The sequence below is a fragment of the Nonomuraea sp. 3N208 genome, from assembly GCF_052245935.1.
GTDB lineage: Bacteria > Actinomycetota > Actinomycetes > Streptosporangiales > Streptosporangiaceae > Nonomuraea.
Window position 1 is genome coordinate 155,737 of record NZ_JBQQBR010000006.1, and the last position, 14,859, is coordinate 170,595.

17 protein-coding genes are annotated in these 14,859 nt (G+C 67.5%); 12 read left to right on the forward strand and 5 right to left on the reverse strand.

Annotation, left to right across the window (positions count from 1 at the left end; translation table 11 throughout):
- Nucleotides 1-206: 206 nt before the first annotated feature.
- From ACTWPT_RS10735 to ACTWPT_RS10745, 3 genes are read left to right on the forward strand one after another with little or no spacing between them, the layout of a single operon-like run.
- The gene (locus ACTWPT_RS10735) at nt 207-1,034 is read left to right on the forward strand and encodes an oxidoreductase (protein ID WP_443177129.1); all 828 of its coding nucleotides are present in this window, start codon (nt 207-209) and stop codon (nt 1,032-1,034) included.
- Nucleotides 1,031-1,924, forward strand: a complete 894-nt coding sequence (locus tag ACTWPT_RS10740; protein ID WP_443177130.1) for an ATP-binding cassette domain-containing protein — start codon at nt 1,031-1,033, stop codon at nt 1,922-1,924. The genes ACTWPT_RS10735 and ACTWPT_RS10740 overlap by 4 nt, the downstream gene beginning before the upstream one ends.
- Nucleotides 1,921-3,543 carry an ABC transporter permease gene (locus tag ACTWPT_RS10745; RefSeq protein ID WP_443177131.1) on the forward strand — a complete coding sequence of 541 codons (1,623 nt, stop codon included), beginning with the start codon at nt 1,921-1,923 and terminating at the stop codon, nt 3,541-3,543. The genes ACTWPT_RS10740 and ACTWPT_RS10745 overlap by 4 nt, the downstream gene beginning before the upstream one ends.
- 14 nt (nt 3,544-3,557) lie before the next feature.
- Here ACTWPT_RS10745 and ACTWPT_RS10750 read toward each other — a convergent pair whose 3' ends face one another.
- Together ACTWPT_RS10750 and ACTWPT_RS10755 are read right to left on the reverse strand one after the other, a co-directional pair.
- A complete protein-coding gene (locus ACTWPT_RS10750) occupies nt 3,558-4,367 on the reverse strand; it encodes an MBL fold metallo-hydrolase (RefSeq protein WP_443177132.1) in 810 nt (269 codons plus the stop codon).
- Nucleotides 4,368-4,375: 8 nt separating this feature from the next.
- Complete coding sequence (locus tag ACTWPT_RS10755; protein ID WP_443177133.1) at nt 4,376-4,573, reverse strand: hypothetical protein; 198 nt, start codon at nt 4,571-4,573, stop codon at nt 4,376-4,378.
- 162 nt (nt 4,574-4,735) lie between these two features.
- Between ACTWPT_RS10755 and ACTWPT_RS10760 the strand changes: the two genes are divergently transcribed.
- Nucleotides 4,736-5,194 carry a hypothetical protein gene (locus ACTWPT_RS10760; protein ID WP_443177134.1) on the forward strand — a complete coding sequence of 153 codons (459 nt, stop codon included), beginning with the start codon at nt 4,736-4,738 and terminating at the stop codon, nt 5,192-5,194.
- A gap of 1 nt (nt 5,195) precedes the next feature.
- Nucleotides 5,196-5,915, forward strand: coding sequence for a class F sortase (locus ACTWPT_RS10765; RefSeq protein WP_443177135.1), 720 nt, complete (start codon nt 5,196-5,198; stop codon nt 5,913-5,915).
- Here ACTWPT_RS10765 and ACTWPT_RS10770 read toward each other — a convergent pair whose 3' ends face one another.
- The gene (locus tag ACTWPT_RS10770) at nt 5,916-8,120 is read right to left on the reverse strand and encodes an acyl-CoA dehydrogenase family protein (protein ID WP_443177136.1); all 2,205 of its coding nucleotides are present in this window, start codon (nt 8,118-8,120) and stop codon (nt 5,916-5,918) included.
- Nucleotides 8,121-8,449: 329 nt separating this feature from the next.
- Between ACTWPT_RS10770 and ACTWPT_RS10775 the strand changes: the two genes are divergently transcribed.
- From ACTWPT_RS10775 to ACTWPT_RS10805, 7 genes are all read left to right on the forward strand, one after another.
- Nucleotides 8,450-8,818: an RNHCP domain-containing protein gene (locus ACTWPT_RS10775; protein WP_443177137.1), complete on the forward strand. Its 369-nt coding sequence runs from the start codon at nt 8,450-8,452 to the stop codon at nt 8,816-8,818.
- 1 nt (nt 8,819) lies between these two features.
- Nucleotides 8,820-9,224: an RNHCP domain-containing protein gene (locus tag ACTWPT_RS10780; protein WP_443177138.1), complete on the forward strand. Its 405-nt coding sequence runs from the start codon at nt 8,820-8,822 to the stop codon at nt 9,222-9,224.
- Between the two features lie 76 nt (nt 9,225-9,300).
- A complete protein-coding gene (locus tag ACTWPT_RS10785) occupies nt 9,301-10,152 on the forward strand; it encodes an alpha/beta fold hydrolase (protein ID WP_443177139.1) in 852 nt (283 codons plus the stop codon).
- Between the two features lie 588 nt (nt 10,153-10,740).
- Nucleotides 10,741-11,130 carry a hypothetical protein gene (locus ACTWPT_RS10790; protein WP_443177140.1) on the forward strand — a complete coding sequence of 130 codons (390 nt, stop codon included), beginning with the start codon at nt 10,741-10,743 and terminating at the stop codon, nt 11,128-11,130.
- Between the two features lie 265 nt (nt 11,131-11,395).
- Nucleotides 11,396-11,845: a hypothetical protein gene (locus tag ACTWPT_RS10795; RefSeq protein WP_443177141.1), complete on the forward strand. Its 450-nt coding sequence runs from the start codon at nt 11,396-11,398 to the stop codon at nt 11,843-11,845.
- Between the two features lie 334 nt (nt 11,846-12,179).
- Nucleotides 12,180-12,518 carry a cupin domain-containing protein gene (locus ACTWPT_RS10800; RefSeq protein WP_443177142.1) on the forward strand — a complete coding sequence of 113 codons (339 nt, stop codon included), beginning with the start codon at nt 12,180-12,182 and terminating at the stop codon, nt 12,516-12,518.
- Nucleotides 12,519-12,557: 39 nt separating this feature from the next.
- Nucleotides 12,558-12,953, forward strand: coding sequence for a RidA family protein (locus ACTWPT_RS10805; protein WP_443177143.1), 396 nt, complete (start codon nt 12,558-12,560; stop codon nt 12,951-12,953).
- Between the two features lie 74 nt (nt 12,954-13,027).
- Here the strand turns inward: ACTWPT_RS10805 and ACTWPT_RS10810 are convergent, their stop codons facing one another.
- On the reverse strand, nt 13,028-13,324 hold the full coding sequence (locus ACTWPT_RS10810) for a GntR family transcriptional regulator (protein WP_443177144.1): 297 nt from the start codon (nt 13,322-13,324) through the stop codon (nt 13,028-13,030).
- A gap of 1,018 nt (nt 13,325-14,342) precedes the next feature.
- Complete coding sequence (locus ACTWPT_RS10815; RefSeq protein WP_443177145.1) at nt 14,343-14,795, reverse strand: hypothetical protein; 453 nt, start codon at nt 14,793-14,795, stop codon at nt 14,343-14,345.
- Nucleotides 14,796-14,859: the final 64 nt, after the last annotated feature.

The window sequence follows — 14,859 nt, forward strand, 5'->3', positions numbered from 1 at the left end:
CCAAGTATGTCCCCAGGCATGACTGATTGCGACACGGCATCGCGGTTGTTGCATTAGCCGACAATGTCGTTGCGCCAATTGCTGCCGCTTGAGCTGCGGTAACGCCGAACATCACTTGCCGCATGTTCGAACGCAGCCGTAGCTTTCTCTGCACGTGAACAGTGGGCGCCCCCGGACAGCGTCGAAATCCCAAGGAGATCCCCGGCATGGCTGCCAAGATATGTCTCGTCACCGGCACCTCATCCGGCATCGGCCACGCCACCGCACTCGAGCTCCTGCGCGGCGGCCACGTCGTCTACGGCGTGGCGCGGCGGGTGCAGAAAATGGCGGCGATCCGCGAAGCGGGCGGTCACATCCTGCCGATGGACGTGACCAAGGAAGAAGATCTCCAGCGGGTCGTCCGTACCATCCTGGACCAGCACCAGCGGATCGACGTCCTGGTGAACAACGCGGGCGCCGTCGTACACGGCGCGGTCGAGGACACGCCGATGGCGATGGCACGGGACGAGTTCGAGGTCAACGTGTTCGCTCCGGCAAGGCTGACCCAGCTGGTGCTGCCACGGATGCGGCAACAGCGATCGGGCACGATCGTCAACGTGTCCTCGATCGGCGGCGAGATCGCCCTGCCGCTCGGCGCCTGGTACTACGCCTCCAAGCATGCCCTGGAGGCCTTCTCCGACACGCTCCGCATGGAGGTCGAGCCGTTCGGCATCGACGTGGTCGTCATCCAGCCCGGCATCATCAAGACCGACTTCGAGGCCGGAACCGCGCGGCAACTGCGGGAGATCTCGGGAAACGGGGCCTACCGGCAGATGGCCGAGGCCATGGCACACGCAGCCGAGACTCAGCTGAGCCAGGACAACCCGGCCTCAGACCCCGACGTCGTCGCGACGGCGATCCGGCAGGCCGTGGAGTCGGACCGACCGGACACCCGCTACGTCGTGGGCTGGCAGGCCGAAGCTCTCCTGAGCCTCAACAGATCCCTCCCGGACCGCGAGTTCGACGCACGGGTAACCGGCCGGAGAAACCCATGATCCCGGCAATCGCCACCTCCGGGCTCGTCAAGGACTTCGGGCCTGCACGCGCCCTCGACGGGCTCGACCTCACCGTGGACACCGGAGAGGTGCACGGCTTCCTCGGCCCGAACGGGGCGGGAAAGAGCACCACGATCCGCATCCTGCTGGGCCTGATGCGCGCCACCTCCGGCAGCGCCAGGCTGCTGGGCGGCGACCCCTGGGCCGATGCCGTCGCGTTGCACCGGCGGCTGGCGTACGTGCCGGGCGATGTGGAGCTGTGGCCCAACCTCACTGGAGGCGAGGCCATCGACGTGCTCGGCCGGCTGCGCGGCGGGCTCGGCACAAGACGCCGGGACGAGTTGATCGAGCGGTTCGAGCTCGATCCGACGAAGAAGGCGCGAACCTACTCCAAGGGCAACCGCCAGAAGGTCGCCCTCGTCGCCGCCCTGTCCGCCGACGTGGAGCTGCTGATCCTCGACGAGCCCACGAGCGGGCTGGATCCGCTGATGGAGGTGGTGTTCCAGCAGGTCGTCGCCGAAGCCAAAGCCGCCGGCCGCACCATCCTGCTGTCCAGCCACATCCTCGCCCAGGTCGAAACCCTCGCCGATCGCATCACCATCATTCGGGACGGGAAGGTCGTGGAGTCGGGAACGCTGGCGCAGCTGCGGCACCTGACCCGGACCACGATCGTGGCCGGCACCGCCTCCCCGGTCGCCGGGCTCGACCGGCTACCCGGCATCCACAACGTGCAGATCCAAGACGGGAGCGCACGCTTCAGCGTGGACGCCGAACACCTCGACGCCGCCGTCCGGCACCTCACAGGATTCGGCATCCAGTCGCTGGTCAGCCACCCGCCGACGCTCGAGGAGCTCATGCTCCGGCACTACGGTGGCAGGCAGGCGGCATGACCACCACCGTCTTCCCAGCGCGCGACCGTACCGGATCGACGGCGGCAGGCACCCAGCTGACCGGCACCAGCGCCATGGTACGGCTGGCGCTGCGCCGCGACCGGATCAAGCTGCCCATCTGGGTGCTCGCCATCACGATCCTCGTCCCGCGCTTCTACTACGCGGCCGTGACCACGGTCGTCCCGACGCCGGAGGCCATGGCCGAAGCCGCGCAGTTGATCACATCCTCGTTCATGAGGGTGCTGGGCGGGCCACTCTTCGGCGACGTCACCTCACAACGCTACTTCCTCGCCGCCTACTGGGTGGAGTTCCTGCTGGCCGCTGCGCTGATGAACGTGCTGCTCATCACCCGGCACACCCGGGCCGAAGAGCAGACGGGCCGGGCCGAACTCATCCGGGCGGCCGCCGTGGGCCGGCACGCCCAGCTCACCGCGGCGCTGATCGTCGCCCTGATCGGCGATGTCGTGCTCGCGGTCTGCACCGCCGCCGCGGCGATCAGCATAGGCTTTCCCGCCGGCAGCGCGCTGCTGTTCGGTGCCTCGCTTGCCGCGGCCGGGTTGGTGTTCGCCGCGGTCACCGCGGTGACCGCCCAGATCACCGAGCACACGAGAGGCGCCGGCGGGCTCGCCGGCGCAGCGCTCTTCGCGGCGTGGATTCTCCGCGGCGCGGGTGCGATGCAGAGCCAGGAGGGTGGTCCGCTGTTCTGGCTGTCGCCGATCGGCTGGTCACAGCAGACCCGGGTGCTGGCCGGCGAGCGCTGGTGGCCACTCGTCCTCTCGGCCCTGCTCACCGGGCTCCTGGTTGCGGGCGCCTACGCGCTGGCGAGCCACAGGGATCTCGGTGCCGCCTTGGTCGCCCCCCGTCCCGGCCGGGCCTCGGCGCCTTCCTGGCTGCGCTCGCCGTTCACGCTCGCCCTGAGACTTCAGCAGGCGGCGATCGGCTGGTGGGGAGCCGCTTTTCTCGCCGTCGGCCTCATCTTGGGCGGCATGACCGGTGGAATGTCGAACACCGATCTCCCGATCTTCACCGGGGCTGACTACGGTCGAGCCTGGATCAGCCTCATGGTGTTCACCGGTTCCCTCTACACCGGCGTCTTCGCGGTCCTGTCGATCAGCCGGCTCCGGGGAGAGGAGGCGCGCGGCCGCATCGGTCCCGTGCTGGCCGGGCCCACCGGCAGATCGACGTGGCTGGGGTCATCTCTGCTGGTCTCCGCGCTCGCCGGGGTCATGCTGCTGGCGGTGTACGGCGCCGCGCTCGGCATCGGCGCCGCCGCGTCGACCGGCGATCTCGGCCTCGTGGGAGAGGCCATCGGGGCGAGCCTGCTCCGCATCCCGGAGGTGCTGGTGCTGCTCGCCGTCCCCGTCGCGCTGCTGGGGCTCGCCCCGCGGGCCATGACCGTGGCCTGGGCCGTGCTCGTGTACAGCGGGTTCGTCCAGGTCCTGGGGTCCTACTGGGGCCTGCCGGGATGGGTGACGAACACGTCGGTGCTGTCCCACCTTCCTTGGCACCCGTTGGGGGCGTTCGCCCCGGTTGCCACGGTGGTGCTGGTCGTACTCGCCGCGGCGCTGACGAGCCTAGGTCTGTACGGCCTGAGCCGCCGCGACCTCGCGGCAGGCTGAGGCGCCGCCGCGGATCAGCGGCGGATGAGCCGGTGCGGGGCGAGCTCTCGGGTCTCACCCCGCTCCAGGTAGACCACCCGGTCGGCCAGCCCGGCCTGCTCGACGTGCCGCCGGAAGTCGTTCAGCGGCGAACTGAAGACGGGGTAGTCGTCGTAGTGCACCGGCACGACCGTCTTGGGGTTGATCACGTCCACCCATGAGGCGCCTTGCTCGCCGTCCATCGAGACCAGCGCCCCGAACAGCTTGGTGCCGCCCAGGTGGACGAGGGCCAGGTCGATCTCCGGGAAGCGGCGCGGGATCGCGTCCAGGCGGCGGTCGAGCAGGGTGTCACCGCTGATGTGGAGGCGTAGCTCGACGCGCTCGTCCTGGTTGCAGAACTCCAGCATCGTGCCGATCACCGGCGGCAGCAGCGCCTCGGCCGCACCGGGCGCGTGCCTGGCGGGCAGGGCGGTGATCACGAGGGTGCCACCGGGGCCGCGTAGCTTGTGCTGCTGCCATTCCTCCAAGCCCACGCTGCTGCGGAAGCCGCGCCAGCGCAGCTTGCGTGCCGCCGTGGTCGTGGTGATGATCGGCGTGTCCCGGTCGATGCCCCGTCGGGCGACCCGGTCCCAGTGGTCGCCGTGCATGTGGGACAGCACCACCGCGTCCAGGGTCGGCAGGTCCTCGATCTCCACGGCGGGGTCGGTGAGGCGGCGCGAGCTCAGGCCGTACCCCAGGTACGCTCGCCGGCCCCGATGCAGGAAGTTCGGATCCGTCAGCAGCGTGAAGCCGTTGTAGCGGATCAGCGTGGTGGCGTTGCCGATGAACTGCAGGCTTCCCTTCACCTCTGTCCTCACTCCGGATACGGCGACCGCTGGCCGGGAGGCACGCCGCCGCCCTTGCCGCCACCTTTGGCGCCCTTGTCGGATCCGTGCGGGCGGATGGTCCGCCGCTTGGAGCCGCTCTTCGTCTCAGGTATGGCGTGGGCGGATGTGGAGTCGGTAGCCGCCTTGCCTGATCTGCGAAGCTCGGGCTGTTGTGGATGGGTCATGGCTTTTGTCCCCCTAACGGGGTACTTCTGCCACGTCGGCGGCTGACCAAACACTCCGTATCTGCCTGTTTCGCTTCGGTTACATTACTTGACTCTTGGTCCAATAGTTCGCAAGGCTCTCTCGTGCATCGGGGGCAACAGCCGACGGATTCGGGAGCCTTCATGGCAAGAGCGCGACGTCTCGCGGCCGCTGGAGCGGTAACGGCATTCGTGGTCGCAGGAGTGAGCCTGGCGGCGGGCATCGGCACCGCCTCCGCCGAGTCCGGCCCTCAGGTGCCGGGCGTGGTCTCCACCTGCCTCCTTCCGCTGCCGATCCTGTGCGATGAGTCTTCGCCGGGCGACACCTGGTCGAGTACCCCCGCACCCGAAGAGTCCTGGTCGAGCGCGCCCGCACCGGAGGAGGAGCCCTGGCCCTCCCGGCCGGGGCCCGAGGCGAATGAGGACCCGTGGCGGCCGGCCGGCGAGCGCGAGCACAAGGTGCCCAAGGGGCATCCGGAGACCGGCGGTGGCGGGCTCACTCAGGACGGCGCGGTGTGGCCGTTCGCACTGGGCGGTGCCGCACTGCTGACCGGGGCCGGGCTGGCCGGTTTCGCGGTACGGCGCAGCCGGGACGCCGCCTAGGGTGGCCGACAGATCGCGCGCTGAGGTGGCGGGCGGGTCGCGTGCTCGCGTTGGTGCGGCGGGCGGGTCGCGTGCTCGCGGAAATCGGCTGATCCTGGCCATCGCGGGCGTCATCACCCTGGCCGGGGCGCTGCTGATCTGGCTCGGGCTGAGCGGCATCGTGGGCGGCGAGCCCGAGACGACGCCGGTCGCGACCGCACGCCCGGCGCCGATCACCGGTGTGCCGCTCTCCAAGATGGCCAGGCCCATGGAGGCCGCCCGTCCCACCGCCGTCTACATTCCGTCCATCGGCGTCGCCGCGCCGCTGACGGAGCTGGGCCTGGACGCGCGCGGCGCCATCGAGAACCCGCCGCTCGACGCCCCGAACCTGGCCGGCTGGTACCGCTACGGCCCCGTCCCCGGGCAGCGTGGCGCCGCCGTGATCACCGGGCACCTCGACACCAAGAGCGGCCCCGCCGTCTTCGCCCGCCTCAAGGAGGTCAAGCGCGGCGACCAGGTCCAGGTGCTGCGCGCCGACCGCTCGGTGGCCGTCTTCGTCGTCGACAAGGTCGAGCACACGGCGAAGACGCGCTTCCCCGCCAAGAAGGTCTACGGCAAGGTCGCCTATCCGGGACTGCGGCTGGTGACCTGCGGCGGGGCGTTCGACCGGCAGGCACACAGCTACCGGGACAACACGATCGTGTACGCGCACCTGGCGGCCCCGTACTATCCCAAGAGCTGATCACGGATCCCGCGGCAGCCCCAGCACCCGCTCGGCGATGATGTTGAGCTGCACCTCCGTCGTCCCACCGCCGATCGTGAACGCGCGCGTGGTGAGGATCATGCGGTTCCAGTACGGGTCGGCCGGGGCCAGCGACCAGCAGAACTCGGAGATCGCCTGTGCGTGCCGCATACCGAGCAGCTTGCGGACGCTGGAGGCCGCACCGGGGTCGGCGCCGGACAACTTCGAGAGCGTCACCCTTAGGCCGAGCGCCGAGATGGCCTGACCCTCCGCCCACAGACGCCCCGCCTGCTCGCGCTGCGCCTGCCGGAGCGAGGGCAGGCGGGTGATCAGCTTGACCATGTCGGTGTGCTGCGAGCCGGGCCCCCATGAGTCGCCGAGCGCGACACGCTCGTGGGACAGCGTGTCGCGGGCCACCCGCCAGCCCTCGTTCACCGCGCCGACGACCAGGTCGTCGGGTACGAAGACGTCGTCGAGGAACACCTCATTGAAGATCTCCTCGCCGTTGATCTCCTTGAGCGGCCTGACGGTGATCCCGGGGGAGGACATGTCGACCAAGAAGTACGAGATGCCGTCGTGCTTCGGTCGCTCGGGAGCGGTGCGGGCGAGGCAGATGCCCCAGTGGGCGAACTGCGCGAGCGACGTCCAGATCTTCTGCCCGCTCAGCGACCAGCCGCCCTCCACCTTCGTGGCCTTCGTCGACAGCCCGGCCAGGTCGGAGCCGGCTCCCGGTTCGCTGAACAGCTGGCACCACACGATCTCCCCGCTGAGCGTGCCCGGCAGGAAACGTTCCTGCTGCTCGCGGGTGCCGTACCGGACGATGGACGGGACCGCCCAGGCGGCGATGCCCAGGTTCGGGCGCTTGAGGCCGCGGAACTCCTGGTGGATGATCACCTGCTCGAGCGGCGAGGCGTCCCTGCCCCACGGCCTGGGCAGGTACGGCATGATCCAGCCCTCCCGCGCGAACCTGGCCCGCCTGGCCGCCGGCTCCTCCGCCCGCAGCGACTCCGCCTCCGCCCTGATCGTGTCCCTGACGGCGGCGGCCTCCTCCGGCAGGTCCGGCTCCATCGCGCGCCGCGTGCCCGCCACCGCCAGCCCGGCGGCCTCCTCGGCCCAGGGGCCGGGGTCGCCGGCCAGCATGCGGTCGGACAGGGCGCGGCGGTAGTAACGGTGGGCGTCGTGCTCGTAGGTGTAGCCGATGCCGCCGAGCACCTGGATCATGTCCGCCGCACACCGCACGGCCGCATCAGCCCCGAGCACCGCCGCTACCGCCACCGCCAACCGCGTCTCGTCAGAGAGGCCGATGCCATCCTCGATCGTCGGCCCGACGATGCCGACGGATGGCTCGCCGACGGCGGAGGATGGCGTGGTGGCGGCGGTTGGCGTGGCGGTGGCGGTGGCGGTGGAGGATGGCGTGGTGGCGGCGGTGGAGGATGGCGTGGCGGTGGCGGATGGCGTGGCGGTGGCGTCCATGGCCCTGGCGGCGTCCCAGACCGCGGCACGGGCCTGCTCCAACGACACGAGCGCGGCGGCCACCCGGTGCTTGACGCCCTGGAACTGCCCGATCGGCCGACCGAACTGCTCGCGTACCTTCGCGTAGTCGGCCGCCGTCGCCACGGCCCACGCCGCGACACCGCACGCGTCGGCGCCGAGCAGCACCGCGGCGATCTCCCGTACCGGCGCGTGGGGGAGCAGCGGGTCGGCGGGGACGGGCCCGCGCGGCGTCACGGAGCAGAGGGCCCGGTCGAGATCCACGCCGCCGGCGGGCTCGGCTGCGACGTCGTCGCGGTCCACCACCGCCCAGCCGCCGTCACCCACCGGCAGCAGGAAGAAGTCCGCGTCGCACGCCCCCAGCGCGAGCACCCCGCCCTCGCCGGCCGGGCCGTCCGCCGGGAGGACGACCGTCGCGGTCGCCGAGCCGTCGGCGAGTGCCCTGATCAGGTCCTTGTGCCGGCCGCCCGAACGCGCGAGAACCGCCGACACCACGACGGCCGGCAGGTAGGGACCTGGGACGCGCAGCTCACCCAGCACCTCCAGCGCGACGCACAACTCCAGCAGCCCATAGCCCTGCCCGCCGCACTCCTCGGGCACATGCAGCCCCAGCAGCCCTTGACCGGCCAGGGCCATGTGATCGACGGTCCGCTCCACCAGCCCCCGCACGGAGGCGGCCAGTGCCAGGTGTTCCTCGGTCAGCCCGATGCCCATGAGTCCGAATCTAGAAGCTTATTCGGTCGATCTCCACCAGGCGGCAGGAAAACCGTTGGCCGTCCGCCGCTCGGCCCGGCTACCCTCGCACGTGGCCGAGTCGAACCGGCGGCGAACGCCGCCTGGAGGGAGTGGATTTATGCATGGCACCGCGCCACGTGCGCCTCGACGTGCTGCCGGCGAACCCGTCTCTGACTCACCACATCTGAGATCGTCCTGACCGGGGCCGGACCGCCTGCGGCATCGGCGTGCCCGCGTCCATCGCGTGGCTCGCCCAGGCGCACTTCCTTGCTGCCTTTACCAACCCATTTCGGCAAGGAGCACCTGCGTTGTCTGCCAACGGCAAACCACGTTCCATCGTCAACACCGAGACCTTCCAGTGCGTACGCTGCGGCCTGACCGTGACGGCGACCGCACCTGACGGCTCCCGCCGCAACCACTGCCCGAGCTGTCTGCACTCACAGCACACGCTCGACCGCGTGGAAGGCGGCCCGTCTGACTGCCGGTCCCGGATGATCCCGATCTCGATCGCGGTCCTCCGCACCGGCGACTGGATGATCATCCATCGTTGCACCCGTTGCGGTGAGCTGACGTCCAACCCCATCTGCGGGGACGACAACCAGCTCATCCTCATGCGCATGGCGGTACGCCCGCTCGCGCAGCCGCCGTTCCCGCTCGAGGCGTTCGGCGACCTGTGACATGCCCAGGAGGAACCCGGCCCGGGAGAGGCCGCAACGACGCAAGCCCACGCATCATCATCTGGAGCCCGCCGACGCGTTCCGCTGCGTCGGCTGCCGCCTGGACGTACCGATGATCGCGCCGGGCACCGCACACCGCAACCACTGCCCCCACTGTCTAACCAGCCTGCACGTCGATCACCGCATCCCGGGGGACCGGCGGGCGGGCTGCCGGGGCAGGATGGCGGCGCTGAGCGTCACCGTCCGCCCGGACGGGGAGTGGCTGATCATCCATCACTGCCAGTCCTGCGGCGAGCTCAGCGCCAACCGCATCGCGGGCGACGACAACGCGCTGGCGCTGCTCCGCATCGCCATGCGCCCGCTGTCCGACTCCCGCCTGCCGGTCAACGCACTGCTCGCCCTATAACCCTCACCGGGGCCGTGCGGTACGGCCCCGGTGAGAACGCCTGGCGCGCGGATTCCCTGGTCGTTAGGCTCGCCGGATGGTGAAAGAACTGTCCCTGGATCTCGGCGGCGACCGCACGCTGCATGTCTACGACAGCGCGGGCGAGGACGACGCCGCCGACCGGCTGACGGTCTTCTGGCATCACGGCACGCCCAACATAGGCACACCCCCGGAGCCCCTGTTCCCGGTCTCGGACCGGCTTGGCATCCGCTGGGTGTCATACGACCGCCCCGGCTATGGCGGCTCCACCCCCGCCCGAGGCCGGAACGTGGCGTCGGCCGGCGAGTACGTCAGGCGGGTGGCCGATGCTCTGGGCATCGCCAGGTTCGCCGTCATGGGCCACTCGGGCGGCGGCTCACACGCGCTGGCCTGCGCCGCCCAGCTGCCCGACCGGGTCTTGGCCGCGGTCAGCGTTTCTGGCATAGCCCCGTACGGCGCGGAGGGGCTCGACTGGTTCGCCGGCATGTCCGCCTCGGGCAAGGCCTCCCTGCGTGCCGCCGTCGCGGGACGCGCGGCGAAGGAACGACACGAGGCGACGGCCGAGTACGACCCGGAGATGTTCGCCCCTGTGGATCACGCGGCGTTCACCGGCGAGTGGTCCTGGTTCGACAGCGTCGTCGGCCCGGCTCTGGAGGGTGGTCCTGGAGGGCTGGTAGACGACGACCTCGCGTACGTCACCCCGTGGGGCTGCGATCCCGGCCAGGTGACCGCTCCGGTGCTGCTCATGCACGGCGGGCAAGACCGGGTGGTGCCCAGTTCACACGGCGAGTGGCTGGCCCGCCGCTGCCCTCGCGCCGAGCTGCGGTTGTACCCGGAGGACGGGCACATCTCAGTCCTCCATTCGGCCACGGACGCGTTGGAGTGGCTCGGCGTGAACGCCACTTCTTGACGAAGCGTGTGGAATATGACTCTGCCGAGTGGCAATGCTGTCCGCCCCTCTGCAGTTGGAAGAGCGATCCGTCCGAACCATGCTTCACAGTGCGTTGTCCGCTGACCATTCGGTCGCACGTGTTTCGATCTGAGCCATAAAGGCGCGTTGCGCCTCGCTGAGCTCAGCCTCACATTCACGCGAGTCGTCCAGGAACACGCCTAAGAGAGTGAGCAGTCCTCTCCGCGAGACGGCCATGATGTCGTTGAGCGCTCCGGCGTAAATGTTCCACGTGCGACATGCTGCCGCGCCCTGACCGGTCCCAGGATGACGTCCACGCTTCACGGCGCACGCGGATCCAGGCTCAGCTTTCGCCGCCGGGGGCGGATAAAACCGGCAAGTCACCTCATTTCGTTTCATTTCATGAAAGCCCAAGTGGGGCCATGGATGCGTTAGAACCAGGCAAACACACGAAAGCCCCCGTTTGCTGGACACTTATCCCGGAAAGAAAACGCACGGATAGCGCATTTAACCGCCATCCGGCAATATTTTCCCAACCTGTACGGAAAATATTGAGAACAGGGCAACCGAACCTTTGGGGGAAATTCAATGCCCAAATTCAAGACTGCGACCGCGGCTCTCGCAGTCAGCGTCGCCATGACCGCTGCCGCCGTCACGCTGGCTGCTTCCTCGACCGCCTACGCCGCGCCCATCACTACCTACGTCACCGGAGGCCCGCCGGAACAGCCCGTCAAGCAGCCCGTCAAAGAGCAGCCCGTCGTAAGCCACGCCAAGCCCAAGCATCACCACCACTACAGCTACCACAGCCGCCTGAAGCAGAAAACCCGCCTCTGGGTCCACAACAACAACCATCAGAACCAGCACCAGGTCGAGCGCCAGGACCAGGACCAGGACCAGAACCAGGACCAGTTCTCGGACAACAAGTCGTTTGCGCCCAACAAGCTGCTTCAGGTGACGCCCGACGCCGCTGGCTTGTAGTCGTGCAAAGCGCTCGCAGGAGCGAGTTGAACGGTCGAGTGGCGGATCACGCGGCCTTGTCCAGGTCGTAGTGAACTGCGGCAGAGTGCCTGTGTCCCGCAAAGGCTTCACCTTCTCCGACGAGGCAATGAGCCGGCGCGGGACACAGGCACTCCGAAGAGAAACCCCCACCATGTGTCCGTCAGCCTGGACGGGAATACTGAATGGACAGACGATGAGAGCGCCCGCTTCAGCGAGTGCTTCGGTCAACCGATGTGGATGGGGGATGGCGATGCCTGAGCTGGTACATCTCCGCTTCGGAGCCTTGCCGTGGCGGCCAGCTGATAACGCCATGTTGATCGAGGTCTTCGATCGCCATGACAGGCCGACCTGTGGCCTCATCGAGCAGCAAGGGCATACCTTCCTGTTCGACTGCATTGAGGGTCAGGCTTGGGACATCAACGTCTGGGCTTATGTGCAGGTGTCCGAGGATCAGATCGCGAAGCTGAGGCCCGCGGAGGGCGCGGAGTTCGCTCAGATGGTTGACCAGGCGATGAAGGATTCGGTCGTCGTGGCCGCCCTTGCGGTCGGAGATCGCCTTGAACTGGCTGAGGTCATCGAGACTGCGGATGTGGGCTCCAACCTCTACGCGGCCATTATGGAGGCGATTCTGGCGAAGATCGAGAAGGGAACTAGCGCAGCCAAAACGTTGCGCAAAGTGCAACTGGTCAGCTGACTTCTCACCACTGCGGCAGGCTTCGCCCCCGCGTGCACCAGCAGATCGAGGGCGAGCATGGCCCTCAACGCGCCCGGTCCGGCTTCCACATCCGGACCGCCTGGAAGGCCAAGGGCGGGCCTGCTTGCGCTGGCCGGCTCCCCCGTGACCGACACCACCATGCCGATCGGCTGTTTCCCTTTTCGCGACCGCTGTGCAGCTCCGACTTGCCGAACCGAACGCCGCCCGCTTGAAGTGGTCTCCGCGGGGCTCGTAGCGGTGATGTAAGCCGCAGCAACTGGCTATCCTGCACGCGGGAGTCGGCCGTTTCAGCGTGCATGGCTATGCTTCCGTCATGGAGATCATCGAGGGGGCGGGCGAGTGGACGCCGCCCGACGCTGGAGCGGCCAACGACTGGGTGGAGCACCTGAGGGTGCCGGACCTGTCGGTAGGAACGTACTGCATCCCGGCCGGCGGGCTCGACAGCCAGAGCCCGCACACCGAGGACGAGATCTACGTGGTCACCGCGGGGCGGGCCAAGATCGTGACGCCGGACGGTGTGGCCGAGGTGGGCCCCGGTTCGGTGATCTTCGTACCGGCGGGGGAGGAGCACCGGTTCGACGAGGTGACCGAGGACCTGGCACTGCTGGTGGTGTTCGGCCCGGCGTACGGCTCGCGCACGCAGGGCCGGTGAGCTGCTCCTTGCTCCCAACCCACGAAGGGACCCGCATCGATGACTCTGGAAATCATCCAACCTGAGGGCTTGGACAACCCGAAGACCTATAACCACGTCATCGTCGCGACCGGCAGTCGGCTGGTGTTCATCGCGGGACAGATGTCGGACGACCCTGAGGGCAACCTTGTCTTCCCCGGCGACCTGGCGGCCCAGGCCCGGCAGGTGTTCGCCAATCTCGGCCGCGCCCTCGCCGCCGCCGGAGCCCGACCGGACCAGGTCGCCAGGATCGGGATCTACGTCGTCGGTCACCGCCAGGAGTACCTGCCGATCATTGAAGAGGCCAGGACCGCGCTGTTCGGCGACCACAAGCCCACCGACACGCTGCTTGGAGTCGAAAAGCTGGCCGCGCCAGGCTACCTGATCGAGGTGGACGCGATCGCGGTCGTCGATTGAGCTCAGGATCCGCTGGCGTCGCCGCGGAGAGCTGCGTCCTGATCGCCCCGGCGAAAGGACGAGTGGTCAGGTCGCTACGCGGTCCAGTCTCCAGCTTCGCTGTCACTGTGTGGGGCATGATCCTCCGCGACAAAAGTGCCACGCCCATGGACGACGACGAGCAGGCTGCGTTCGGCTAGGTCCTTGATGGCGCGGCGGACCGTTACGCGAGAAACGCCGTACTGGCTCGCCATCTCAAGCTCCGTTGGCATCTTGGCGCCGACGGCGAGCCGACCAGAGGCGATCTCGGCTTCGATGTCCGGAGCCACTTGCTGCCAGACCAGCTTTGCCCCGTCGTGGTCAATTCGGTCGCTTTTATCCTGCAGGGCCATGAGCAAGACCCTATTGGATCGACGACCTGCGGAAACAAATGCGCGTTCTGCGGCACCCGGATCGTCAAGAACCGATACGAGTGGATGGTCATCACGGAGCATTGGGACGCAATCCTGCGTCAGCGCGGCGTGCTGTTCTCGATGCAATGCCCCAACCGGCCACGCTCAGGCACCACCCCAGGCGCGTACGACTCGCACGTGCCGCGCTGAGAAGGCCTCGCCCGCAGACTGACCTTGCCCACGCGGGCCGAGACGGTGGCCCCCACCACGTCCGCCCCGCTCGCCCTGGCGGGCGGGCCTGGCCAACCGCGCAGGGGACATAACGGGCGAGACTGCGGACTCGATGAACGTCAACAAGCCCCTGACGAATCGAGGCCAGTACCGGTCACACCCGATCGACGCCGCCTGGCCCACGCTGGACTCACGATCGAAAACATCCCTTTATCGCAAGATCGGCTCTATGAGTTCAACCTGTGTAGACGCACTGGATTAGCAGGCTTCACTCTTGACTATATATTCAATCATGCTTTCAAAGAAAGTATCGGCGAGCGCGGCGACTTCTTCCACTGATGGCCGAGGCGGGCTATGGAGATACGCAATACGCTGACCAAACTCGTCTGGGATGTCAACTCTGTATTTCTCGACATAATAGGCTAGATCGCTTGGCCATGCCCATTCGCCATCAGTTTGTATATTTATGATTCCGATGACGGCATCGCGTTCGTCAAGGATGGAGGCATCGCTTAGATAGTCAACAATTTCGTCGACTTCTCCCGCCGGCTTTCCTGGTGACGCGTGAATACTTGGTCCGCTAGGGTCACCGTGTTCGAGTTCCCGAAAAATCCTGCTTGTTTGATCATAATTCCACTTTGCGGATTGTGTACACTGAACACTCATACTATAGCGGAGCCATAGTCTTAAGTAAAGCAATCTAAGTGTCGACGGAGCCGCGAGAAGCTCCGCCGACGCGTAGGGTTGTTAAGATGATCGCTTAACCGATTATCGCTGACCTGTCGGGTCAATTCTCCGCGAAAGACGGCATGCGTGACAGGAGGGCGAGCATCTCGGCCTCTCCATGGCTCTCCGCCCATTCGCGCAAGGAAGAGAGGGACAGCTGGTACTTCTGAATTACTTCCGACAAGTCCACGGCCCTCTGGACATGAACGACACCTTCGCCGGGCTCCCGGTCGCAGACCGCCGCCACGTCGACTTTCGATGATGCAGCGAAACCATTTTTCGGAAAGATCTTCAAATAATATGGCCCGTCGAAGAAATAAGCTTCACCGACTTCGCCCCGTCGAACATCCCGAATGGCAGCCTCCAGGGAGCCCAGCACCGAGATCGGCGAATCAGTCCAGCGAGCACCCGGAAAGTCGACTCCGTCGATCGAAACCCATACTCTCCCTGCGACGAAAAGCGGACTCCGCGAGCGCACCTCAAGCTCTTCGACTGGGATGATCAGCTCGAACAAGCAAGCCCCTTTCTCGGACTTCCACATATCAAGTCGAATATACCAGATGCGCGTGCGAAGTCGA